General features: G+C 51.4%; 20 protein-coding genes. 4 read left to right on the forward strand and 16 right to left on the reverse strand.

Translation table 11 applies throughout. The features are described 5' to 3' along the window. Nucleotides 1–9: 9 nt before the first annotated feature. From LKH74_RS02050 to pdhA, 9 genes are all read right to left on the reverse strand, one after another. Nucleotides 10–1,164, reverse strand: a complete 1,155-nt coding sequence (locus LKH74_RS02050; protein WP_287707797.1) for an FtsW/RodA/SpoVE family cell cycle protein — start codon at nt 1,162–1,164, stop codon at nt 10–12. Nucleotides 1,165–1,374: 210 nt separating this feature from the next. Then, nucleotides 1,375–3,219, reverse strand: coding sequence for a translational GTPase TypA (gene typA / locus LKH74_RS02055; protein ID WP_135368669.1), 1,845 nt, complete (start codon nt 3,217–3,219; stop codon nt 1,375–1,377). Between the two features lie 136 nt (nt 3,220–3,355). After that, nucleotides 3,356–4,147, reverse strand: coding sequence for an inositol monophosphatase family protein (locus LKH74_RS02060; protein WP_135368670.1), 792 nt, complete (start codon nt 4,145–4,147; stop codon nt 3,356–3,358). Beyond that, nucleotides 4,144–4,440, reverse strand: coding sequence for a UPF0223 family protein (locus tag LKH74_RS02065; RefSeq protein WP_135368671.1), 297 nt, complete (start codon nt 4,438–4,440; stop codon nt 4,144–4,146). Before LKH74_RS02065 ends, LKH74_RS02060 begins: the two co-directional genes overlap by 4 nt. After that, nucleotides 4,440–5,339 carry a lactate dehydrogenase gene (locus LKH74_RS02070; protein ID WP_287708056.1) on the reverse strand — a complete coding sequence of 300 codons (900 nt, stop codon included), beginning with the start codon at nt 5,337–5,339 and terminating at the stop codon, nt 4,440–4,442. The genes LKH74_RS02065 and LKH74_RS02070 overlap by 1 nt, the downstream gene beginning before the upstream one ends. A 213-nt stretch (nt 5,340–5,552) precedes the next feature. Then, nucleotides 5,553–6,980 (reverse strand): dihydrolipoyl dehydrogenase, encoded by a 1,428-nt coding sequence (gene lpdA / locus LKH74_RS02075; protein ID WP_135368673.1) that lies wholly within the window; start codon nt 6,978–6,980, stop codon nt 5,553–5,555. 7 nt (nt 6,981–6,987) lie between these two features. Next, complete coding sequence (locus LKH74_RS02080; RefSeq protein ID WP_135368674.1) at nt 6,988–8,307, reverse strand: dihydrolipoamide acetyltransferase family protein; 1,320 nt, start codon at nt 8,305–8,307, stop codon at nt 6,988–6,990. Nucleotides 8,308–8,387: 80 nt separating this feature from the next. Next, on the reverse strand, nt 8,388–9,365 hold the full coding sequence (locus tag LKH74_RS02085) for an alpha-ketoacid dehydrogenase subunit beta (RefSeq protein ID WP_135368675.1): 978 nt from the start codon (nt 9,363–9,365) through the stop codon (nt 8,388–8,390). 2 nt (nt 9,366–9,367) lie between these two features. Continuing rightward, entirely contained in the window at nt 9,368–10,483 is a 1,116-nt protein-coding gene (gene pdhA / locus LKH74_RS02090) for a pyruvate dehydrogenase (acetyl-transferring) E1 component subunit alpha (protein WP_135368676.1), read from the reverse strand. A gap of 281 nt (nt 10,484–10,764) precedes the next feature. Between pdhA and def the strand changes: the two genes are divergently transcribed. Then, on the forward strand, nt 10,765–11,325 hold the full coding sequence (gene def, locus LKH74_RS02095) for a peptide deformylase (protein WP_135368677.1): 561 nt from the start codon (nt 10,765–10,767) through the stop codon (nt 11,323–11,325). A gap of 706 nt (nt 11,326–12,031) precedes the next feature. Here def and LKH74_RS02100 read toward each other — a convergent pair. Beyond that, nucleotides 12,032–12,535, reverse strand: a complete 504-nt coding sequence (locus LKH74_RS02100) for a hypothetical protein (RefSeq protein ID WP_287707795.1) — start codon at nt 12,533–12,535, stop codon at nt 12,032–12,034. 201 nt (nt 12,536–12,736) lie between these two features. Here LKH74_RS02100 and LKH74_RS02105 point away from each other — a divergent pair, with 201 nt between their 5' ends. The 3 genes from LKH74_RS02105 to LKH74_RS02115 all read left to right on the forward strand — a co-directional run bounded on the left by LKH74_RS02105 (nt 12,737) and on the right by LKH74_RS02115 (nt 16,370). Then, entirely contained in the window at nt 12,737–12,955 is a 219-nt protein-coding gene (locus tag LKH74_RS02105) for a DNA-directed RNA polymerase subunit epsilon (RefSeq protein ID WP_135368679.1), read from the forward strand. Beyond that, nucleotides 12,952–14,631, forward strand: a complete 1,680-nt coding sequence (gene rnjA / locus LKH74_RS02110; protein WP_135368680.1) for a ribonuclease J1 — start codon at nt 12,952–12,954, stop codon at nt 14,629–14,631. Before LKH74_RS02105 ends, rnjA begins: the two co-directional genes overlap by 4 nt. 779 nt (nt 14,632–15,410) lie before the next feature. Then, nucleotides 15,411–16,370, forward strand: coding sequence for a diacylglycerol/lipid kinase family protein (locus LKH74_RS02115; RefSeq protein WP_135368681.1), 960 nt, complete (start codon nt 15,411–15,413; stop codon nt 16,368–16,370). 68 nt (nt 16,371–16,438) lie between these two features. On the opposite strand, the gene LKH74_RS02120 is transcribed toward LKH74_RS02115, so the two are convergent. The 6 genes from LKH74_RS02120 to rbsK all read right to left on the reverse strand — a co-directional run bounded on the left by LKH74_RS02120 (nt 16,439) and on the right by rbsK (nt 24,589). Next, nucleotides 16,439–16,645 carry a hypothetical protein gene (locus tag LKH74_RS02120; protein WP_135368682.1) on the reverse strand — a complete coding sequence of 69 codons (207 nt, stop codon included), beginning with the start codon at nt 16,643–16,645 and terminating at the stop codon, nt 16,439–16,441. A 160-nt stretch (nt 16,646–16,805) separates the two neighbouring features. Beyond that, complete coding sequence (locus LKH74_RS02125) at nt 16,806–18,392, reverse strand: LysM peptidoglycan-binding domain-containing protein (RefSeq protein ID WP_287707794.1); 1,587 nt, start codon at nt 18,390–18,392, stop codon at nt 16,806–16,808. A 493-nt stretch (nt 18,393–18,885) separates the two neighbouring features. Then, nucleotides 18,886–19,914 (reverse strand): DUF1002 domain-containing protein, encoded by a 1,029-nt coding sequence (locus tag LKH74_RS02130; protein WP_287707793.1) that lies wholly within the window; start codon nt 19,912–19,914, stop codon nt 18,886–18,888. A gap of 114 nt (nt 19,915–20,028) precedes the next feature. Beyond that, on the reverse strand, nt 20,029–20,922 hold the full coding sequence (locus LKH74_RS02135) for a C40 family peptidase (protein ID WP_135368684.1): 894 nt from the start codon (nt 20,920–20,922) through the stop codon (nt 20,029–20,031). 414 nt (nt 20,923–21,336) lie between these two features. Next, a complete protein-coding gene (gene tkt / locus LKH74_RS02140) occupies nt 21,337–23,355 on the reverse strand; it encodes a transketolase (RefSeq protein WP_287707792.1) in 2,019 nt (672 codons plus the stop codon). A 313-nt stretch (nt 23,356–23,668) separates the two neighbouring features. Beyond that, on the reverse strand, nt 23,669–24,589 hold the full coding sequence (rbsK, locus tag LKH74_RS02145; protein WP_287707791.1) for a ribokinase: 921 nt from the start codon (nt 24,587–24,589) through the stop codon (nt 23,669–23,671). Nucleotides 24,590–24,699: the final 110 nt, after the last annotated feature.

The raw sequence follows: 24,699 nt of genomic DNA on the forward strand, positions 1-24,699 counted from the left end.
CTCCTCTAATTAATGTGTCATCCGGTAGCGTTTCTGCCGGGCACTGATATTCATCACCACACCGAGGACTAACGCTAACGTCCAGGTACTGGACCCCCCGTAACTGATGAAGGGAAAGGTGACCCCGGTGATGGGAAGAAAGCCCAGTACCCCACCCAGGTTAAACGCCGTCTGCACGGCCAAATAGGTCGCCGCCCCGTAGCAGACCAACGACTGGTAGGTCGAGTTGGTCCGCACGCCCACCAGCACGGTCCGCAAAATGATCAAGAATAACAGGGCAATGACGCCTAGAGCCGTGATGAGCCCCAACTCCTCGGTCAAAATGGCCATGATAAAGTCGGTGTTGGGTTCTGGCAAATACCCGGTCTTTTGGATACTGTTACCCCAGCCGACGCCGAACAGGCCACCGTTACTGATGGCATAATAAGAATTGACCAATTGTTGGCCAACGCCCTGCGCGTGCTTAAAGGGATTCAAGAAAGCCACGATTCGTTGTAACTGATAGGAGTGCTGTCCCACCGACAGCCCGGATACCCAAGCCAAAAGTGGAATCACCACACCGAAGCCGCCAACGACGGCCCCTGTAAAAATCACCTTCGCCAGCCGCGAACTGAACCCACTGCTCAGAAACAGCACGAACATGATGGCGGCGTTGATGGCCATCCCACCTAAATCGGGTTGCGCAAAAATCAACCCCAAAATCAACAGGCAAACCAGCAACGGCTGCCGCATGGTCGACCACCAGGTGTAGGTCTGCAGATCATCTTGTCGCTGAGCAATCGCATTGGCCAGCCAGATAATGATGTAAAATTTCACAAATTCGGCCGGCTGAATGTTGATTGGCCCCAGATGAATCCACCCAGCGGCCCCGTTAACGGTTTGCCCAATCACCAGCAAAAACGCCAACGCGCCATAGGCCACGTACCCGGCCAACCGCAGCAAATTGCGGTTGCGCAGCTTATTAATATTCATGGCCACCATGAAGGTCAAAATCACCAGCCCCATGATGACATAAACGGTCTGTTTGAGTAAATAGCTACCCGGACTCCCGCCATTTTGTGAGCCGATATCCGCACTGGCCGAATAGACCATGACGATACCGAAGACGCTCAAGATGAGATACGGGACCAGTAACCAATAATCTAAATATTTTAACTTTCGCATACGATGAAATCGCTCCAAGCCTACCGTCAATTAACGGTAATCGAATGGTCTTATTATACTACACCAGGGATTCCATTGGGAACCGTTAATCCACCTGTGCCGTTATTAACGGAATCTTAACCCACCACCCTGCGCCACCACGCAAAAAAAAACGGTAAGGCCCATGAGTTTCCCCACTGGTCTTACCGTTAAAGTTTTGATTAAATTTAATTACTTCCGTGCAGCGGTCTTCCGCTTCTTGGCAGCCTTTTCCCGTTCGCTGGTGTTCAGGATTTGCTTCCGCAGACGCACGTGTTCTGGGGTGATTTCACAGTATTCATCATCATTGATGAATTCCAGTGATTCTTCCAGAGACATCTTCAATGGCGTCTTAACCTTGGCAATATCTTCTGAACCGGCGGCCCGGACGTTGGTTTGGTTCCGACCACGGGTGATGTTGACGGAGATGTCGTTGTCACGGCTGTTTTGGCCAACGATCATCCCTTCGTAAACTTCAGTCCCGGCTTCGGTAAAGATCGTACCCCGGTCTTGAATGGCCATGATGGCATAAGTCGTAACCTTACCAGAGTTGATGGAAACCAAAGTCCCGTTGTGACGACCTGGGTTCCAGTTCTTGATAACTGGCAGGTACTTGGAGAACGTGTGGTTCATGATCCCGTACCCACGAGTCAAGGACAAGAATTCAGTCGAGTAACCGATCAACCCACGAGATGGGGCCAAGAAAGTCAGACGCGTTTGGCCGTTACCAACGGCTTCCATGTTCTTCATTTCACCCTTCCGTTGAGAAAGCGTGTCAATGATTGAACCAGTGTATTCGTCTGGCGTATCGATTTGAACGGATTCAAATGGTTCGCAACGTTGGTTATCAATTGTTCTGTAAATAACTTCTGGACGAGAAGCTTGCAGTTCGTAGCCTTCACGACGCATCGTTTCAATCAGGATGGACAAGTGCAGTTCACCACGACCGGAAACAATCCAAGCACCCGGGTTATCGGTGTCGTCAACCCGTAAGGAAACGTCGGTGTGCAATTCACGCTTCAAGCGTTCTTCGATTTGACGAGACGTCACAAACTTCCCTTCGCGACCAGCAAATGGTGAGTCGTTGGTCCGGAAAGTCATTTGCAGCGTTGGTTCGTCGATCCGTAAGACGGGAAGTGGTTCCAACGTGTCAGGGGCCACAACAGTTTCCCCAACGTTGATTTCATCCATCCCGGAAACGGCAATCAAGTCACCGGCCTTAGCTTCGTTGATTTCCAACCGCTTCAACCCGAAGTACCCAAATAACTTGGTTACCCGGAAGTTTTGCTTGGAACCGTCAAGCTTCATAACCGTAACGCTGTCGCCGACCTTGATCTTACCCCGGAAAATCCGGCCAATCCCAATCCGACCAACGAAATCGTTGTAATCGAGCATGGCAACTTGGAACTGTAAGGGTTCGTCACTGTTGTCAATTGGGGCTGGGATGTGCTTGATGATCGTATCAAACACTGGCTTCATGGTGTGTTCTTGAGAGGAGATTTCTGGCTCGTAGCTAGAAGTCCCGTTCATTGCTGAGGCGTAAACCACTGGGAAGTCCAATTGGTCTTCGTCGGCACCTAATTCGATGAAGAGGTCTAAGACTTCATCAACGACTTCGGAAGGACGGGCGCCTTCACGGTCAACCTTGTTGATGACCACGATGGGCGTCAAGTGTTGATCGAGGGCCTTCTTCAAAACGAAACGGGTTTGTGGCATCGTACCTTCGTAGGCATCGACAACCAGCAAAACGCCGTCAACCATGCGCATGATCCGTTCCACTTCACCACCAAAGTCGGCGTGTCCTGGGGTATCCAAGATGTTGATTTGCTTGTCGCCGTAACGAACGGCAGTGTTCTTGGACAGGATCGTAATGCCCCGTTCCTTTTCGATAGCGTTAGTATCCATGGCACGGTCTTCAATAGAAGTGTGTGCGTCTAACGTGTCGGATTGTTTCATCATTTCATTAACCAGGGTCGTCTTCCCGTGGTCAACGTGGGCAATGATGGCAATGTTGCGGATATCATCTCTGATTTTCAAGTGTATTTCTTCCTTTCGTGCTTGGTGAATTAGATGGATCACGGCATGCTTACGTCTGTAAGTACGCTTATTGTAGCGTCAATAGCTGGTAAAGTCCATCCGTATCGGCCAGCCGCATAAAAAAACTGTGACAGGGTCACAGTGAGACGTCATCTTCTTCGATTTGGAGAATATCACGTTGCGCTTTTTTCGTCGCTACTAGTACAAGGTTAGATGATAACATATCGAGTGGTTGGCCGTCAATAGTTGAGACTTGAACCCCGAGCGTATTCATCAAGACTTGACCAGCCGCAATATCCCAAGGCTTCAGATGAGAAATGTAACCGAGCGTCTCGCCCTTCATAATATTGATCATTTCAATGCCGGCACTGCCGGAAATCCGCATACCTGCACTATCATGCACAATCTTTTGCATGTGCGCGACATCGTGAATAACCAGCGGCCCACTGGCGCCAATCAAGCCATCGGCCAAGGCAATGTCGGCCGGTGCACTGACCGGGCGCTCATTGGCCCAGACGCCGCCCAGCTGCGGCCCCCCGTGATAGAGGACGTTGTTCATGACATCAAAGATGTAGCCCAACTGCCCCACGCCGTCTTGGTAAATGCCAATCATGATGGCAAAGTTGTCCTGTTGTTTCACAAAGTTCATGGTACCATCAATCGGGTCCACGATCCACACCCGACCCTGCAAGCTGGTCAGGTGATCGCCAAACCCTTCCTCACCTAAAACTTGCGCTGTCGGGTCTAGTCGGCGAATCCCCGCGATCAAAAATTGTTCATTGGCTTTATCCACGTTGGTGACTAAATCCTTGCGATTCGTCTTTTCAGCGACCGTCAATGGATTGCGCATTTTTTGCAAAACATTCTGCCGGGCCTCCTTGAGTAACGCAATGACGTCCGTGTTTAGTTGCTGCCAGTCTTGACTCATGACTTTGCCTGTCCTTTCATCTTGATTTGCCCGCTTTCACTGCGAGCACGTTTCATTGTCCGGTAAATACTGTAACCCGCCGCTGCTTCAAATTCCTTATCCAGTTGCTTTTCTTCAAACTTCTGGGGCACGACCGCTTGAAAATCCCGGTAGGCCGCAATCAACGCCGTGCTGGCCACACCTTGGGGCAATTCATACGCATCTTCCACCCGCTGATAAAGCGTGGTCACGGCGACAATATCGGCCGTTGACCAGTCCGGTTGTAAGGGGTAAGCATAATTCTTCGGTTGCATTAGGCACGTCCTTCCGTTTGCTGGCCTTCAATGGCCGCAATCTGTTCTCGTAAAGTCTTCACGGTGGCGGTGTACGCCTGCTGTTCATCTTCGGATAACACCAAATTCGTCAGGTGCTTGACCCCACTGGCATTCACCAGCACGGGTGATGCAGCGGCAAATACGGGCGGCTCCGCCTGTAAATTGGTCACCGGCGCAATCAAGGGTTGTTCAGCCAACACTGCCCGCAGCAGCTGAATCAACGCCATTGAGCGCAACATGCGTTGGTCTTCTTGGGCCTCCCGTTGCAGCCAGCTGCCCATCTTGCCCAAATCATCCGCGCTGAACTGAGCATCTTCATTGGCCAAATACATCAAAATCGGTGCCGGGCCCACGTAGGTCCGACTCCACGCAACGATAGGATCAGCGGCTGTCCCAACCACGGCCGCCTGAACCGCCGCTGCCCCCACGCCCAAGCGTTCCGCAAGCCGGTACGTCAATAGGCGTGTCAACGGAAAGGTCCCCAGTCCCCAGATTTGACTCTGGTTGAAACCCGAGAATTTCCAGGCAAAATAGGTCAACAATTCATCGTGGTCACCGGCAAAGACCAACTGGCCCTTGAACCCATTTTCCACGATGCGCTTGATAAATAACCGCAGCTCAGCGACTTCCATGGCTGGCGCTGTCGTCGCGGTGGCTCGGTCTAAAATAACCAGCCAATCTGCCTGGCCATAATCAGCGGCCGTCCCCACCCGCAAGGTCAATTGCGGGCACAAGGCGCTAGCAACCACCAACGCCTGGTAGCGCGGCGTATCATCAGTGACATTGGGCATCACGACACAGTCCAGTGGCAAATCCGCCACCAACAGCTGACGAATCAGCCGGCTGGCCTGGTCAAAGTTTCCCTGCACGATCAACATCGGTTTCACGCGTGACCGCCTCCTTCACGAACAGTGATTTGACTCTTTGTCTCGTCAGTCATAATTCCATTATAAGTGAACGTCACGGGATAGCAAGTTGCAGCCCCGATTTTTTACGAACCGCCCCATTGGCAACCGCTTGCGCTTATGGGCAAAACAAAAAGGGCCGCCATCGCTGGCAGTCCTTTTTGTTTTTCACAATCACAAGTGACTTTAGATATGAGTTGGGAAGCCCAGCGCGATATCGGCAGTTTCTTGGATTGGTTCGTTCAATGTTGGGTGTGGGTGAATGGTCAACGCAACGTCTTCAACGTTCAAGCCGTCGTTAACGATGATTGATAATTCACCAGCCATGGTGCTGGCTTCAGGGCCAACCGCTTCGGCACCCACGATGTTCTTGTTGTCGTCATCCGTGTAGATGAACCGAACAAAGCCATCAGGAGCGTCCAATGAAACGGCCCGAGCATTCCCAGCAAATGGGAACTTCGCGGTCTTGACCTTGATCCCCTTGTCCTTAGCTGCAGCTTCGTTGTAACCAACAGTTGCAATTTCAGGATCGGAGAAGCAGACAGCAGGCACACTGAGCCAGTCGTTAGCCGTCTTCTTACCGGAGATGGCACCAGCAGCAGTCTTGGCTTCAGCAAAGGCCTTGTGAGCCAATGCAGCACCAGGAACAGCGTCACCGACAGCCCAGATGTGTTCTGAGGCAGTCCGGCCTTGGTTATCGACTTCGATTTGACCATGGTCGTTCAACTTAACCTTGGTGTATTCCAAGCCTAAGTCATCGGTGTTTGGCTTACGACCAACGGTGACCATGCAGTAGTCAGCCTTGATCGTAGATTCCTTGCCGTCGACAGCGTAGGTCACACTGACACTGTTGTCGTCTTGCTTGGAACTCTTAGCCATCGCGTTGGTGATGACGTCAACGCCCTTCTTCTTCAACTTCTTAAGCACAACGGAAACCATGTCCTTAGTGAAGTTAGGCAGAATTGAGTTCGTGCCTTCGAGGATCGTTACGTGAGCACCTAAGCTAGCGTAAGCACCAGCCAATTCGGTACCAACGTACCCACCACCGATAACAACGAATTCCTTAGGGATTTCAGGCAAGTTCAAGCCACCAGTAGAATCGACGACCCGACCTTCAAACTTGAAGCCAGGGATTTCGATTGGGTGAGAACCGGATGCAATAATAATGTTATTGAATTCGAAGGTCTGACCCGTATCAGTGGACATGAATTGCTTTTCGCCCGTAGGCATTACCCGTAATTGGGTGTCACTCAGGAAGACAGCTTCCCCGTTAACAACGTCAACGTGGTGCTTCTTCATCAGCATCTTAACGCCGCTGGTCATCCGATCAACGACCTTCTTTTGCTTCCAGTCCTGAGTCTTAGCGAAATCAATCTTAGCTGATTCCGTAGAAATCCCGTAGGTGGAACCGTCTTTAGCTTGTTCCAAACGGTGACCCGCTTGAATCAAGGCCTTAGAAGGTACACAACCAACGTTTAAGCAGACACCACCAAGGGTATCGGACTTTTCAACTAAAGTGACCTTTTGGCCTAATTCAGAAGCCCGAATAGCGGCAACATAACCGCCGGGTCCGGCACCAATGATGACGGTGTCCTTTTTTTCAACATCTGCCATATTATTCCTACCCTTCCATTAACAACATTGCAGGATCATGTAACAATGCCTTCATGTCGTTCAAAATATTTTGAGCTAAGGCACCATCAATCAGACGGTGATCGTAACTCAGAGAAAGCTTCAACATGCGGCCAACAACGATGTCGCCATCTTCGTTAACTACAGGGGCCTTTTCAATCCGGCCAACACCTAAAATCGCAACTTCAGGTTGGTTGATAACCGGCGTGAACCAGCCACCACCGATTGAGCCGACGTTAGAAATCGTGATGGAACCACCGGCCATGGAAGCTGGGCTTAACTTGTTGTCGTAAGCAGCTTGCGTGTTTTCAGTGATTTCCTTGGCAATTTCGAACATACCCTTGGAATCGGCAGCCTTGATGTTTGGTACGTAAAGACCATCATCAGTGTTGGTAGCGATACCAATGTTGTAGTAGTGCTTGTAGACGATTTCCTGAGTCGTGTCATCGATTGATGCATTCAATTCAGGGTACTTCTTCATAACGGCAACCAAGGCCTTAACAATGTAAGGTAAGAAGGTCAAGTGAATGTCTCTGTCAGCAGCGGCTTGCTTGTACTTCTTGCGGTTAGCCATCAAAGCAGATACTTCAACTTCGTCAAATGACGTTACGTGAGGCGCAATGTCCTTGGAAGTCCGCATGCTCTTGGCAATGATCTTCCGCATTGGTGACATTGGTTCACGAGTTTCCAGATCTGGGTTGTCAGCGTTCCAAGGCTTGATAGCTTGACCAGCAACGGCCTTGCCACCGGCTTCGGCAGCTGGAGCAGCAGCGGCTGCAGGTGCAGCGGCGCCATTGAAGTTGTCGATGTCAGCCTTCAACACTTGTCCGTGGTTCCCGGTTGGGGCAACCTGGGTAATGTCAACGCCCTTGTCACGTGCGTATTGACGAACAGATGGCATTGCCATAACTAACTTGTTTGGATCTGAAGCAGCAGGCACACCGGTAGGAGCGGCAGCTGGAGCAGCAGGTGCTGCTGGAGCTGGGGCAGCTTCTGGTTCTGGCGCAGCTTCTTCAGCTGGAGCGTCGTCTGCAGAGTCGCTAGCTTTGCTCAAGTCAGCAGGGGTATCTGAACCATCGTCAATAACGATCAGTGGATCGCCAATTTCAACAGTGTCCCCTTCTTGTGCAACAATTTGTGATACAGTACCAGCAACGGGTGATGGTAATTCCGAAACAGACTTATCGTTTTGGATTTCGACTAACGTGTCGTCTTCCTTAACTGCGTCTCCTTCTTTAACAAGCCATGAAGAAATTTCGCCTTCGGCCATTCCTTCACCAAGCTCTGGGAGTTTGAACGTATAAGCCATGGGAAAACTTCCTTTCTTTCATCTAATGCAGGATGTCTCCCACATCGTTAATTTTATCGTTTAATGTTTAGATGTTAATTTTAGTAGTTGAAGATTTCGCGAGCCTTAGCTTCGATATCATCGGAGTTAGGGATCCAGTCATTTTCAGCTTGGGCAAATGGGTAAACGCTATCTGGCGCAGCTACCCGGCCAATTGGGGCATCCAATGACATGATCTTGTCTTCAGCAATGTCTGATGCAACCACGGCGCCGACACCGGCCATCCGTTGTGCTTCTTGAATGACAACAACCTTGTGGGTCTTGTCAATGGAAGCGTAGATCGTATCAGTGTCAATTGGTGACAAGGAACGCAGGTCAATAACTTCAGCAGAGATGTTGTCCTTAGCTAAAGCATCGGCAGCGGTCAAGGCTTCGTTGACTTCAGCACTGTAGGCCACAAGGGTAATATCAGTACCTTCGCGAACAACCTTAGCAGAGTCCAACGGAACAGTGTACTTGTCATCTGGAACTTCATCCTTCATTGAACGGTAAAGTTTCAAGTTTTCCATGAACAGAACTGGATCGTCGCTTTCGATAGCGGAGATGACTAAGCCCTTAGCATCGTATGGGTTTGATGCGGTAACAACCCGCAGACCTGGGGTGCTAACAAAGTAGTTTTCCAAGTTATCGGCGTGCATTTCAGCGGTGTGAGTCCCACCACCAAATGGCGTACGGATGGTAACAGGGAAGTTCTTTTGGCCACCAAACCGGTAGTGGTCACGAGCCAATTGGCCAACAATCCCATCCATTGCTTCGAACGTGAAGCCCATGAATTGAATTTCAGGAATTGGCCGCCAGCCAGTTAAGGATAAACCAATAGCTAAACCTAAGATACCGGATTCAGCAAGTGGGGTATCGAAGACCCGGTCTTCGCCGTACTTGTCTTGTAAGTCAACAGTAGTCCGGAACACACCACCGTTTTTACCAACATCTTCACCGAAGATCAATGTCTTAGGATCATCCGCTAAGACTTGATCCAGACCAGAAGTGATCGCTTTGATATAAGTCATTTTAGCCATGATTACTTCGACTCCTTTGCTTCGAATTCTGCAATTTGTTTCTTAACGGCTGGAGTAGGAACATTGTAAGTCCACTTCAAGAAGTCAGAAACCTTTTGTGCAGGTGCTGCTTCAGCTTCCTTCATAGCATCCTTGAATTCGTCTTTGTATTGTTCAACTAACTTGTCTTCTTGATCTTGTGACCAAACGCCCTTGTCAGTTAAGACCTTCCGCATACGAATCAATGGATCTGCATCGAACCAAGGCTTTTCTTCTTCCTTAGTCCGGTAACGAGAAGGATCATCACCAGCAGAGGAGTGAGCACCATAACGGTAAGTTAACGTTTCAATAACAACTGGACCATTACCAGCAACGGCAAAGTCACGGGCTGCCTTAGCAACTTCGTGAACGGCCACGATATCCATCCCATCAACTTGGACGGAAGGAACACCCATGGCAACGGCCTTTTGTGCTAACGTTTCGGCACCGGTTTGCTTCTTCCGTGGAACGGAAATAGCCCAACCGTTGTTTTGAACGAAGAATACGGCAGGTGCTTGGTAAGCACTGGTGAAGTTGATTCCTTCGTACCAGTCACCTTGTGAAGTACCACCATCACCGGTGTAAACAAAGGCTACGCGGTCTTTGTCGCCGTTCTTCTTGATACCCAAAGCAACACCAGCAGTTTCGGCGTATTGGGCACCAATGATAATTTGTGGGAATAACATGTTAGGGTTTTCGTATTGGTTACCCTGAACATGACCCTTGGACCATAAGAAACCTTTTGCAACGGTAGTACCGTGTTGAATCATTTGTGGTAAATCACGGTATGCAGGTAACAGGAAGTCTTGTTCCTTAAATGCGGTAACACTTCCCATTTCACTGGCTTCCTCACCGGCAGTTGGAGCATAGAAACCGAGGCGACCCTGACGGGAGAAGTTCATTGTTTGTTCGTGTAAGGTACGCTCCCAAACCATTTTCTTCATGAAGTCAACAAGTTGGTCATCTGAATATTTTGCCAACGTGTCTGGATCAACAACCTTGCCATCTCCATTGATGACTTGAACCGGGTGCTTATACGGATCAGCCATCGTAGCTTTGATTTTGGCAAAGTCTACAATCTGTTTGCTTCCATTAGCCATAAGTAACACTTTCCTTTCACTTGATATGAAATTGTTAACTAAAAGTGAGTTAACGTTGCGTTTCCTGACTACGTTTAAAATGTACCATTTTTTCAGAAGTCATGCAAGCCCTTTCATTGTGACAAATAAAGGGATCCGGCCAAATCCCTACTCGCAGTTGTGATTATCTGTTTTCGGTTTTTTTTGAAAATAGAAACCGTTTTCTTTTCATTTCATTTCTTTTCGGGGGTATGTTACAATGGAAAATAACTAGATTTAAATTTAAGCGGAGGTAATTGCTCGTGTTTCTCATGAAAGATATTGTCCGTGACGGTGACCCCGTCTTACGCCAAGAGGCCGCGGACGTCACGTTCCCCCTCTCAGCGGAGGATCAACAACTCGCCAAGGACTTAATGGAATATTTAGTGGTTTCGCAAGATCCAGAACAATGTAAGAAATATGGTTTGCGTGCCGGTGTCGGTTTGGCTGCCCCTCAAGTAGGTGTTTCCAAGAAGATGGCGTCCGTTTTGGTCCCAGCCCCAGAAGAAGGCGGCAAGTCCCCCTTCACCGATGTCATCATCAATCCGGTCATCGTTTCCGAATCCGTCCAAATGGGCGCTTTGACCGAGGGTGAAGGTTGCTTGTCCGTTGATCGCGACGTCCCCGGCTTCGTGCCCCGTCACGACCGCATCACCCTGCGTTACTACGACGTTAATGGAGAAAAGCATCAGGTTCGCCTGAAGAATTACCCCGCTATCGTCTGCCAACACGAAATCGATCACATGCACCGGACGCTGTTCTACGACCACATCAACAAGGACGAACCGTTCGCCCGCGACGATGACATGGTCATGATTGAGTAGTACCCGTTTCAGCAGTCGTTATTAACATTGGCTTTGTGAGCCTGGACAATTTGTCCAGGCTCTTTTTCTTTGGCCACTAAATTCAGCATAGTGGTTGCTGGCCGCCTTACCGTTCGCTAGAGATGAGTTGGAACGCTGAGGGCAGACGGGTCGAGCCGAAGAACCCGTCTCAAAGACGCCAGTTCCCTATGCGCCGTGGCCCGTGGCACTAAGGGAACTTCCACAGCTGAACTCATCTCTAGTGAACTCACGGCCACTATAGTCAATACCAGCAGCGCCTGGTTCAGTCTATTATGCCAAATCTCTCCATTTCCATAACCCAATTTCGTCCTAGATTCTAGTTGCTGACACTTACTACTAACGAAATAATTGGGTATTTTGTGACCCCCACCTGACGCTTCTTAATCCTTTCTTTAGAAAAAACGATGGTTGTGTCTCCCCTTGTGCTGTCACCCTTGCCTAATCCCAAGTAATTTCTGTCGCTGCATTGGGTCCGTCAAGTTGCCGCTACCAGGACTACCATCCCCCGCTGACACAGCGCATGATTCAGGCCATCTCGTCTTCGCTCACTAACTGACCGTTACTAAAAAGGCGCTTTCACCCCACTGATACGGGTCAAAAGCGCCTTACTACCGCGTTTATCGACGATTCAGGCTCTCCCAATAAACGCGTTTCTTCCATTATATTGTGATTATTTTAACAATCTTTAGAGGTCACGGACGGCCGGATCGTTTAATTTCTTTAAATCTTTCAAGTATTCGACGGTCGACTCGTTCATCAGATACGCCACATCGACGTGGAGTTGGCCCTCGTACAGCCAAATATCACTGACCACAAAGGCCGGCCCGGCGACGACTGCCTTGATGTCGTGGTCAGCACTAAAGCTGGCCAAAGCTTCATTAAAGGCCGCTTCTAATTGCGGCAACCGCCGTTTTGCGTCCATGCCAATCGGCATCGCGTACTCAAAGGCCATGACGCCGCGCCCCCAGACGTCCGCCACCGTGACGGCCGACGTAATGTGACATTCTTCTTCCGTCAACACGTCATCATTGACCAGCCGTTGCAAGGCCGCCTTGACCGCGACATCCGTTTCATCTTGGGCATTTCGCCGGACCATCCGCGTCGCTCGTTGGACGATCATGCGGTGAATCATGACATAAATAACCAAGGCAATGATGATACCAATCACGATTTCTACTATTAGTGCCATGGCGTCTCCTCCGTTCACTTCACGTTAGCTTAATCATAGCATGTTTTCCCGTCCAGTGGTAATTCTATACAATCGGCTGAAACTATGCTAAAATTGTGCTAATTGTTGTGTAAGCAACCCGCAGTTCGGCAGGACATAAATAATCTATCGTTCGCTCACGAATCGGTAAATTAAATCGTTTAAATTGAAGGAGTTTTGTCTGTGATTTACAAAGTATATTACCAAGAAGATAAGAAGCGGAATCCTAAGCGCGAGGATACGCACTCTCTGTACCTGGAGGCCCCAACCGAGGTTGAAGCCCGGGCACAAGTGGAAGCCCACACGGACCACAATATCGAATTCATCGAAGCTATTGAAGGCAACACCTTAGCTTACGAACAACAGAATCCGAATTACAAATTAACGGAGTTCACTGAATGAACAAGTTAAACGTCAAAAATAACGAGACCGCTATCTTTGGCGTGGGTGGACTTGGTGAAATCGGGAAAAACACCTACGGAATCCAATTTCAAGATGAAATCATCTTAATTGATGCCGGGATTAAATTTCCAGAGGACGAACTGTTAGGAATTGACTATGTCATCCCCGACTACCAGTACCTCGTTGAAAACCAAGCCAAAATCAAGGCGCTAGTGATCACCCACGGCCACGAAGACCATATTGGCGGGATTCCTTATTTACTCAAAGCGCTCAACGTCCCCGTTTACGCGGGACCGTTAGCCTTAGCATTGATCAAAAACAAGCTTGAAGAACACGGATTACTTAAATCGACTGAACTACACACAATTGACGATGACACTGTGCTCAAATTTCGGAAGATGAGCGTCTCTTTCTTCCGGACGACCCACTCCATTCCTGACACGTTGGGAATCGCCGTTCACACACCAGTCGGCACCATTGTGGAAACGGGTGACTATAAGTTCGACTTAACACCCGTCACCAACCAGCCGCCTGATCTGCAAAAGATGGCCAAGCTGGGCGAAGAAGGCGTTTTGTGCTTGATGTCCGATAGTACGAACGCCGAACGCCCCATCTGGACGAAGTCAGAAAAATGGGTGGGTAAATCCATCCGCAAGATTTTTGACCAAGTCGAGGGCCGGGTCATCTTTGCGACCTTTGCTTCCAACATTTCCCGGATTGAGACTGCCTGCGAAACGGCATTGGCTCATGGCCGGAAGATCGCCGTCTTTGGCCGGTCGATGGAAGCCGCAATCGTCAACGGTCGTGAACTCGGGTACTTAAACATCCCTGACGACGCGCTCGTAGACGCCAACACCATTCGCTCCATGCCGGCCAACAAGGTCATGATCCTCTGTACCGGCTCACAAGGCGAACCCATGGCGGCCCTTTCCCGGATCGCCAATGGGACCCACCGCCAGATTGCAATTCAACCTGGCGACACCGTGGTCTTCTCCAGTAACCCAATTCCTGGGAATACAATTTCCGTGAACCGGGTCATTAACGAACTGGAAGAAGCCGGCGCTAACGTCATTCACGGTAAGGTCAATAACATTCACACTTCCGGTCACGGTGGCCAAGAAGAACAGAAGCTGATGCTCCGGCTGATGAAGCCCAAGTTCTTCATGCCGATTCACGGGGAGTACCGGATGTTAAAGATCCACACCGAGTTGGCGGAACAATGTGGGGTCCCACTCGACCACAGCTTTATCCTGCAAAATGGTGACGTGTTAGCGTTGACTCAGGATTCAGCGCGGGTCGCGGGCCACTTCACTGCCGGTGACGTCTACATCGACGGCTCTGGTATCGGTGATATTGGCAACGTCGTGTTACGCGACCGTCAGTTACTTTCTGAAGAAGGCCTAGTGGTCGTGGTGGCCACCATCGATCTGAAGAACCAAGAAATCAAGGCTGGTCCTGACCTGCTCTCCCGTGGATTCGTCTACATGCGCGAATCCGGTGAGCTGCTCAATGAAGGCCGTCGGCGCGTCTTCCAAACGATTCGCCGGGCAATGCGCAATCCTAAGGCCACTGAGGCTTCGATTCGCAATGCAGTCATTGATGACTTGCAAAACTTCTTATTCGAGAAGACCGAGCGTCACCCAATGATCCTGCCAATGTTCATCATGACAAAGTAATCGCTTAAAGGTCTGAGACAACTGTCTCGGGCCTTTTTTTGAGGCATTAACTGAAAGTTGAGCCTAAAATTAACGCGTTGATTGCCGTAACGACGGTGTTCCGACACCTAAAATTGGTGAAACCAGGCGCCTGCGTCAGCCAGGGTTCCACCTGCTCTGGGGAACACCTCCAGCCTGAGGGACGGTCTTCCGGTTCGCTTGAGAGCCTGGCAAAGTCCGCCAGTCTCTCAAGTCGTCCCGCGCTGTAGGCTGAGACAAAACCTCAGCCTACAGCGCCGACCCAGATGGGGCCATCCCTAGCTGCCTCCGGCAAGGTAGCGATTATCAGTAACACTGTGTTAGTCAAAGACTAGTCATTAATGAGCTACTACCTGGGGGTAAGACGACTGTTACCGACAAGCACACCGTAGACGTGCTCCTCGGCTCAAAGCGAGGTGTCGAGACCGCCCTTGGGCTTCGGCCCGTATAGTCGTGACCACGCCCTGGCTAGCAACATCCTGGGCGTGGCGTTGTATCATGGTGCCAGATGACAGTCCGCGGGCTGGTAAATGATAATGACGCCTGGCCGCGAAGCGCGTCCTTTGGTTGGAACCATTCCCCAGGACCGGTAGAACCCTCGTCAGCCATAAACAGCTGATTTCTACCCACCCACAAAGTTTCCGGATGAAGCCGTTGACCGGCCAATTTGTTACAACTATGGAAAGACTGCGATAATCACTAGGCACCCCGGACGTTTTCGTTTATAATGAAATGGACTAAAAATTGAGAGGAGCAGTACGGTGAGTGTCCAGTTCTATATCATCCTAAATGAACATGCGGGAAGCGGTCACGCCGGTACGCTTTGGCCTCAGATCAAAGAACGCTTAGATGCGACTCAGGTCTCCTACCAATTAGCAATCTCGGCCTACCCCCACCACACAGTTCTTCTAAGCGAGCAATTCGCGAAACAGCTCCCTGATGAACCCCACCAAGATTGGGTCGTTTTGGCCATCGGTGGTGATGGGACTCTCCATGAGGCCATCAACGGTTTAACGAAACACCATCGGGATTATCCGATTCCCGTCAGCTACCTCCCGATCGGTTCCGGCAATGACTTTGCTCGCGGCGCCGGCCTGTCTTTGAAATGGGAAGACGCCTTTGACCAAATCATTCACTGCACCCACGCCACGACTTATGACGTGGGCACCTATAATGAAACCATCAAGCAGGAGCGCGGCGTCTTCACCAACAATTTGGGGATTGGCTTTGACGCCGCCATCATTGCGCAAGCCAATCAGTCGAAGGCGAAGGTTTGGCTCAACAAGCACCACTTGGGGTCACTTTCTTACCTGGCCTCAGCGTTAGATGTATATTACAACCAAACGGGATTCACCCTCACGGTCCACGTTGGCAATCGACGGGATATCTATCCGCACGCCTTCTTGGTAACTACAACTAACCATCCCTACTTCGGTGGCGGGGTCGGTATCGCTCCGGGCGCCACGATCACCGATCACCAGTTGCATCTCGTGGTGATTGAAAAGCCCAACTTTTTCAAGTTACTCTGGTTAGCGCTACGGCTGGTCTTTAAAAAGCACTTAACGTCTAAAGCCGTGCACTACTATCAGACAGATAAAGTCCACCTCACCGTCCCGGCCATTGAATATGGGCAACTCGACGGCGAAGAAATGGGTGGGCGCTTCTTTGACGTCTACGTGGGTGTCACCCAATACCCGTTCTGGTTCGATTTAACAATTTAAGCCAGGCGCTAACAAAAGAGGCTTCAACCGACAAACTGGTTGAAGCCTCTTTTTTAGTTTGGTTTAGATTAATCCTCGGAGGCCGCCATGGCTTCCAAGATCATGTCCAGCTGAGCGCACTTATTGGTCAAGTCGTTCATCTCATCGCCGTACCGCGGTTCAATTCGCACCGTTTCCGAACTTGAATGAACATTTTCTGACTCCTGACGTTTTAACGTGGCTAATTGGGAATTAGCGCGACGATATTCCTCCAGAATTTCAATTCGATTACTCATCTTTCTCACGTCCTTAACCTAGTTTTATTTATGATTAGCTCATGTCTCTAAATGACAAAAAGAATCATAACACTTAGGCGCGGATTTGTTAACGAAAATCTAAACTTTTTTCAGCGATTTTTTAAAAGTGGCTAAAACAGGCGGTCGGCCTGAAAGCGCTCTACTTCAACGTTCCGGCGAAGGAAGGCATGAAGTACTTGCTGATCGACTGCACCTTGACGTTTTGTCCAGGTTCTGGAGCCGCTACGAATTGGTTATTCCCTAAGTAAATCGCGTCGTGGTAGGTTGCGCCCTTCGATCCCCAGAACAAAATGTCGCCTGGCTTGGCAGAACCCACGGAATGCGTGGACACGTAAGCTTCTTGAGAAACCGTGTTGTGGGGCAAGCTGACGCCCAAGGCGTGTTGGTAAACATACGCAACCAACCCGGAGCAGTCCATCCCACTCAATGAGGAGCCACCCCAAACGTAAGGGATGTTGGCCGAGGCCAATTTCAGTGCTAATCCGGTGACTGACCCCGACGTTAACCCCGCCTTGCTGGTCGTCTTCTTGGTGCTGGTACTGGTAGCGACTGAACTAGCACTAGCCGCCGCACTACTGCTGGAAGTCGTGGTACCTTGCGCACTGGAAGCCGTTGGCGCCTGCCGAGCGACGGCCGAACGCGTGGTCGTCTTCAGACGCTTGGTCTTCTTGGTGGTCGTGGTGGCCGTGGCGTTTTGACTGCCCGTTTGCGTGGTCGTCTTCGCGGCTACCGACGTCGTTGATTGACTGGTAGCTGGTTGGCTTTGGCTAGTCTGGCTTTGACTGGACTGACCGCTTGTTTGACTCTGGCTCGTTACCGTCTTCGGCGCGGCCATGCGACTCCGTCGAGTAGGCGTCACGCTGCTAGTCGTGGCCTGGCTTTGGCTGGTAGCCGTCGAACTAGTCGAGGAAGTCGTCGTAGAAGCCGCTTGTGACGTTGCTGACGACGTTTGTGCCGGTTCACTGCTGGCAGATGTCGATGACGTGACCTTGGCCGCAGACGGCTGCTGAACGGCTTGTGCGACCTTGGCGTGTTTCATGGACTTGGTCGTTGACTGACTGGTTGCGCTAGATGACGTGGCCGCCGTCTTTTGGGCCTTGGTCGTCGCCGTTTGTGACTGACTCGTTGTCGGCGTTGACGAAGAAGCGGCTTGACTAGTGGTCGATTGTGACGTTACGGTCCGACTGCTGGTTGCGGCCTGTTGCTTTTGCTTGCTAGCAGCGGCTTGTTGGGCAGCCACAATCTGGGCTTGCACCGCGTTAGCCTTCTGCGTGGTTTGCCGCGTCGCACTGGTCTTAGGCGTGGTGCTAGTCGTGGCGGTCTTGGTTGCTGAAGTTTGTGGAATCGTCAACTTCTGACCGACACTTAACATGTCGCCCGTTAAGTGATTCGCCTTTTGTAATTGGGCAACAGACACGTGATACGTCTGGGCGAGATCCCACAGCGTATCGCCTGATTTAACCGTGTAACTCTTGTGCGTAGCCTTCGCCGACTTCACCTGCAGGCGTTGCCCCACGAAGATCAGATCGGTCTTGGCATCGATTGAATTCTGTTGTTCTAAGTCCTGAACGGAAACACCGAGTTTTTGTGAAAGATCCCACACGGTATCCCCTTGCTTTACCTGGATGCTGTCCGCATTTGCGGTAATCGTGGCCCCCGCCGCGAATGCCCCAATGGCACCGACGACGCCAACAACTGCTTTTGTTTTTCGTTGTCCTGTACTCATCTTCACCAACACGTCCTTTTATGACTTTAGATTTTCGAACAAATTTGAACATGGGTCGCTGAACCCAAAATTGGGTTCGTGCCCCAGTCGTTCATAGTCAATACGAATCACAAACTAATAGTACCACACGTTTTCCCAGTTCATTGTGAAATATTAAGGAATTATTAACGGATTTTCGCCGATAAACTGACGTTCCCATTCACCCTTTCTGAAAGGATTCGTCCCGCTGAAATCGCTTAAAATCAGTAATTAGCGGTCATCGCTATCAAAACATTTGTTCTTTTTCATTCATCAACCGATTACGTGTCCGTGCCACGGATTTCCAAATTTGTGATATTTCACTGCCACTTGCAGAATACAAGTTAATATTGCTATCGCTTTCTGTATCCTACAACTGTTCCGCTAGCCGCCGAGCTTGTGAAATTTAAAATTGGCCGCAAAAAAACGGGCAAAACCTGCCCGTTTATTCGTTAAGTCACTATTCTTACTGCCTCTAACCGAGTAATCCCTTGAACCAATTGACGATCTTTTGCCAAATTTGCACAATGAAGTTCTCGGCTTTTTGGGCATCGGCGCTGTTGGCGAAGTCCTTCACGCCAGCCATTTTATCACCGATACTATTGGCGAGGTTATTGGCCACATTGGTGACGTTGGAGATGTAATTCTTGCTGGTGGAGACCGGCGCTTGTTGCACCTTGCTCAGGGCAATCGCGATATTGGTAATCTGCGTGGAGCTGGTTTGCCCGTCGATTCCCTGCTTGGCCAAGGCCTTTTGCAGCATCTCTTCAATGTCTGCCTTGGTGGCCAAGTCATCGCCGTTTTGCCGTTGCTTGGCCAGGTCTGAGGAAACAGAACCGACAGCTGACATCAACTTCCCAGGATACTTCTTATTGCTGCTGTTCGAGTCAATCGCCGGCTGGGTGGCATCCAAGACACCGTTGGCCGCCTGCGTGTTTTCTGAGTTCAACGTTAACCCATCCGACGCCAAAGCCTTGTAGACCCCGGTCAAAGCTGATTCACCGGAAACGGACTTGTCGGCCGTCACCGTGATGATCACGTCCTTGACCCCGGCCATCGTGGCCACCATGGCGTACTGCTGGGAGGTCACTTCGGTAATGTTATTACTGCCATTGTATTTGGCAATGTTGACCTTGACCCCGGTCCCTGGATCAGCTGGGGCCAACGCCACGGAACTGATCATGCTGGCATCAGTGGTCCCGGCTGAATTTAAATACTGCGCGTAGTCACTACCCGTTGCCGTTAAGGCCGTGTAGTTGGATTTAACACCCAAGGCCGTCGCCACGGCGTCTTTGTCCTCGCTGGCCAATCCAGCGCCGTAGACCACGTAGGCCTTGGACAGCGCCTTGGTCTGCACCGTACTGCCGCTGGTGGCGGAACTGCTGGTACTACTGGTATCAGTCGTGGCATCCGTGGTATCGGCATGAACCGTGAACGTTTGCCCACCAATGCCCACGGCTAAGGCCGCAATGGCGAGACTTAAAATAACGCGTTTTATCTTCATGAGTAATCCCTCTCTTTTCATTTCGGGAGTCACTTCCCCTTGAAACAAGTATAGCAGGTCCCCACCAATTGCGTGAGTTCCTGCCATGAACTTAGAAAATTCTTCAATTTCGGTTTATTGCCAGAAACGCCGAGCCCCGGCATATTCGGGCGCTAATTCGCTGGTGGTGAGGGGCGCAATTTCAACGGTCTTGCCCGGCTTCGGTGCGTGCAACATGTGGCCATTACCGGCGTACATGCCGACGTGATGGGCTTGGCCCGTGCCGTGATCATGGGCGAAGAAGACCAGGTCACCAGCCACCAGTTCCTCTGGGGCGACGGGATAGCCGTTGGCGAATTGGTCCTGGGTATCCCGGGGAATCGTGTAGCCCAAGGCCCGGTGTAGCGCATAGATCAGCCCGGAACAGTCAAAGCCCTGAGGCGTGATGCCCCCCCACAGATAAGGCGTATCGATGAACTGTTGGCCTAACATCAAGAGGCGGCGACCATCATCTGCGCCATTGACGCCCAATTTAGCTGCATCGGCCGCAATCCAGCCTTGGCCCAGTGGCGTCACGACTTGAATCCAGTCGGCATCCTGACCCGTCGTGGTTAAAATGGTGCCCAGCGGCAAGTCCAGCAACGGCTTGCGGTCAGCATCCAACAACGCCGTGACCGGGTGGACCAGCCGCACCGTCGTCGTTGGGTATTCGAGTTCCTCATCACTGGCGGTCAGTTGTGTCAATGGCAGCCAGCCCGGATAGCCGCGCCGTTCCTGACGCCCCGTCTGCCGCGTAACAAAGACGTGGGCCCATTCACCCTCGATTCGGTCTAAAATGACTCGGTCGTTGAATAACGCCTCGGTCACCGTTCGATTACGGTCGGCCAGCTGTTCCTTTTCTGCGGGCTTCAGGCTAGCTAACCACGCCGTCAGGTCCCCATTCTTCAAGTAAGGTCGATCTGTTTTTGTTACGGCCGTTGGTGCTGACCAGACAAGCGCCGTCGGTACCTTGATCCGTCGAATTTCCATTAAAAACCGCCTCCAGTATCTTTACCCCCAATATACCAATAATTCAACCAACTTACTAGATTATCCCGCCACCTTTCGAGATTTTTTTGCCGGTTTTCGGGATTTGGGGTTACTGCTGAAAGTTGACCACATCGTCGCCACCCGTTGCGCAAATACTAGGCTGCGGGGGGAAGGCCCCCATTTACCCCCAAAGCCAAAACGGGCCTGGGACAAAACCTCCCAGGCCCGTTCGCGTCACCTTTACGTAGCCGAAACGTGCGCTTAAAGGCAGCCGGTTCCGCTTAAATCTGTTCACCAAACAATCCAGGATTATTCGGCTAGCAGCCTTAATGCTCACCGGCTAATCACCTTTTAGCTCACTCTCGTTTGGCGAACACCCTATTTTCCGATAACGTTCATTCCCCGAACGCTTGCTTAAAGTGCCAGGTAGGCTTCTACCACGCGTTCTGGCGTGAAGCCGGCCATAGCTGTGACGGCCTCGCCTGGGCCACTGGCACCGAATTGTTCTTGGGTCAACATGGTGCCGTCTAGGCCGGTGTATTGGCACCAGCCCAAGCCACTAGCCATTTCGACGGCAACCCGACGGCGTAAGTGTGACGGTAAGATTCGTTCACGGTAATCCGCCGATTGGGCGTTGAAGCGTTCAAAGCTTGGAATGGACACGACCCGCACGTCGTGACCCAATTCGCTTAATTTTTCCTGGGCTGCTAACGCCAGATTCACTTCAGACCCGGAGGCCATCAAAATACCTTCGGCTTGGTCGTGGGCATCGGCGACCACGTAACCGCCCCGCTTGACCCCAGCCTTGACTGCAGCGGGCTTAGGCAGTGTTGCCAAACCTTGCCGGGACAAGACGATGGCCGTTGGATGGTCCGTCGCCTGCACTGCGGCTAGCCAAGCGGCCGCGGTCTCATTGCCATCGGCTGGCCGGTAGACCGTTAACCCGGGGATCGCCCGCAAAGCGGCTAATTGTTCCACCGGTTCGTGTGTCGGCCCATCTTCCCCTACGGCTAGGGAATCATGGGTGAAGACGTAGGTCACAGGTAAATGTTGCAGTGCGGCCAAGCGAATGGCGGGCTTCATGTAGTCCGAGAAGACGAAGAAGGTCGACCCGTAGACTTGAGTACCGCCATGCAAGGCGATGCCGTTCATGGCCGCGGCTTCCGCGAATTCCCGAACGCCAAACCATAAGTTCTTGCCTTGCGGATTGGTTGCGCTGAACCGGTCGCTATCGGCCACTGCCGTTTTATTCGAGCTAAACAGGTCCGCGGAACCTCCCCAGAGATTAGGCAAGGCGGCGCTCAACTTCTGTAAGACCTCGCTACCGCTGGCCCGCGACGCCAATTTATCCTTCTTGTAATAGGTCGGCAGCTGGTCGGCCAAATCGTCGGGAACGGTCTTGCTGACGCCTTGGGCAAAGCGCGCAGCCAATTCCGGTTGGACGTCGGAGTAGCGGGCCACCAAGTTCGACCATTCCTGATGACTGGCCCAACCACGTGCCTTGATGGTGGTCATGAAGCGTTCGTGGACCGTTGCTGGGACCGTGAACGGATCACAGTGCCAGTTGTAGTTGGCCCGCGTCGTTGCCAGATCCGCTTCACTGAGCGGAGCACCGTGCACCTTGTTCGTGCCGGCGTTGGGGCTCCCGGCCCCGATCTGCGTCTTAACTTCGATCAACGTTGGCCCGCTTTGGGCATTCTTCGCCAGGCGAATGGCCCGGTCGATGGCGGCAAGGTCCTCACCGTCATCCACACGCAGGTAGTTCCAGCCGTAGCTTTCAAACCGCGCCGCCACATCATCACGGCAGGCGTTGCTGAGCGGGCCGTCTAGGGAAATATCGTTGGAGTCATACAAGACGATCAGTTTGTGCAATTGTAATTGACCGGCCAAACTGGCAGCTTCGGCAGCGACCCCTTCCATCAGGTCCCCGTCCCCACACAACGCATAGGTGTAGTGATCGACCACGTTTAGGTCCGGCTGGTTGTATTCGGCCCGCAAATGACTTTCGGCCATCGCCATCCCAACGGCCATGCCAATGCCTTGGCCCAGTGGACCGGTCGTGGCATCGACCCCCGGCGTCACCCCAACTTCCGGATGGCCCGGCGTCTTGCTACCCAATTGGCGGAAATTCATCAGGTCATCGCGGTCCAACGCAAAACCACTCAGGTGCAACAGGCTGTAGAGCATGGCCGAGCCGTGGCCCGCGGACAATACGAAGCGATCCCGATTGAACCATTGCGGGAAGGACGGGTCGACCCGCAAATGCCGTGAGAACAGTACGTACGCCATGGGCGCTGCCCCCAGCGGCAACCCGGGGTGACCAGAGTGGGCCCGCGAAATCATGTCCATGCTGAGCATCCGCACGGCCGTGACCGCTTGGGTGTCCGTTTCGTCAAAATTCACTTGGTTAGTAACGACTTCTTCATTCAACATTTTTAAATAACCTCACTTAAATCGGCCGGACCAATCACAGCCTAGTTTTTGGTTGATGGCACAAATCCATTGATTTTACCGGTAAAAATCGATTTCGTTCATCGACTTTCATCACTATACCAATTTAAATTAATTTATGCAACCCCTCTCACAAAAGTTATTGTACCGGGGATTGTCTTTGAATAAAATCGAATATACCAAATAGACCGATTCAGCTATGTTGCAACCGGTTGTCCCAAAACGCAAAAAAAATCGCCAACTTTTCCGAAAATTTCGGTTAAGTTGGCGATTTTACCAATTGTTTTCTGTAAACTTATTTTTGGCTAGCGGCTTCGATCTGCGCAACGGTTGGAATCGAAGGCATAGCCCCTAAACCTTGGACTGTTAAGGAACTAGCACGTTGGGCAAAGACCAGCGCGGTGGCCACGTTGCTGAGGTCGGGCTTCAATTGCGAACTGAGGGCGCCAATGAAGGTGTCCCCGGCCGCCGTCGTATCCACGGCCTTGACCTTGAAGGCTGGCACAAAGCCAGAGGCCTGTTCGGTCGCGTAGTAAGCACCCTTACTGCCGACGGTGATGATCAGGTTCTTCACGCCCATTTCGCGGAATTTCTTGGCATTGGCATCCATGGAGGCTTCGTCCGTGACTTCGATGCCGGTTAATTCGGCACTTTCCGTTTCGTTCGGCACCACGAGATCCGTGACCTTTAAGATCTCGGGATCGATGGTCGCAGCCGGCGCGGGGTTCAGAATCGTCGTCACACCATGTTGCTTGGCAATCTTGAAAGCTGCCAGTGTGGCCGCTTGGGGCGTTTCAAATTGGGTCACTAAGAAGTCAGCCTTGGCGATTTCGGCTTCGCGCGCTTCGACTTCAGCGGCCTTGATCTGTTGGTTGGACCCCCCGTAAACCAGGATACTGTTCTGACCCGCCTCGTCCAAAAGGATAAAGGCAGATCCGGTCCCAACCGTCTTGTCCGTAATGATGGCACTGGTATCGATACCATCGTTGTTCAAGGATTCGACCATGAACCGGCCCGCATCGTCGTTGCCGACCTTACCGATGAAGCTGGTTTCGGCACCGGCCCGAGCAGCGGCAACGGCTTGGTTAGCACCCTTCCCACCAGCGGCGCTACTCTTGTTTTCAGTTGACAACGTTTCCCCTGGCTGAGGCATCCGCGCCACGCGCAGCGTCGTATCAACGTTCAGGCTTCCCAGAACTGTAACTTTGTTTGACATAATTAACCTTCACTCCTTAAACAGTGTCCGATTTGTAAAACGTTTTACTCCATGCTGACACGCCGGGGGTAAACGTTTAGATTACTCCTAGCGTATCATGTTTCGAAAAG

This window comes from Levilactobacillus sp., assembly GCF_022646225.1.
Taxonomy (GTDB): domain Bacteria; phylum Bacillota; class Bacilli; order Lactobacillales; family Lactobacillaceae; genus Levilactobacillus; species Levilactobacillus suantsaiihabitans.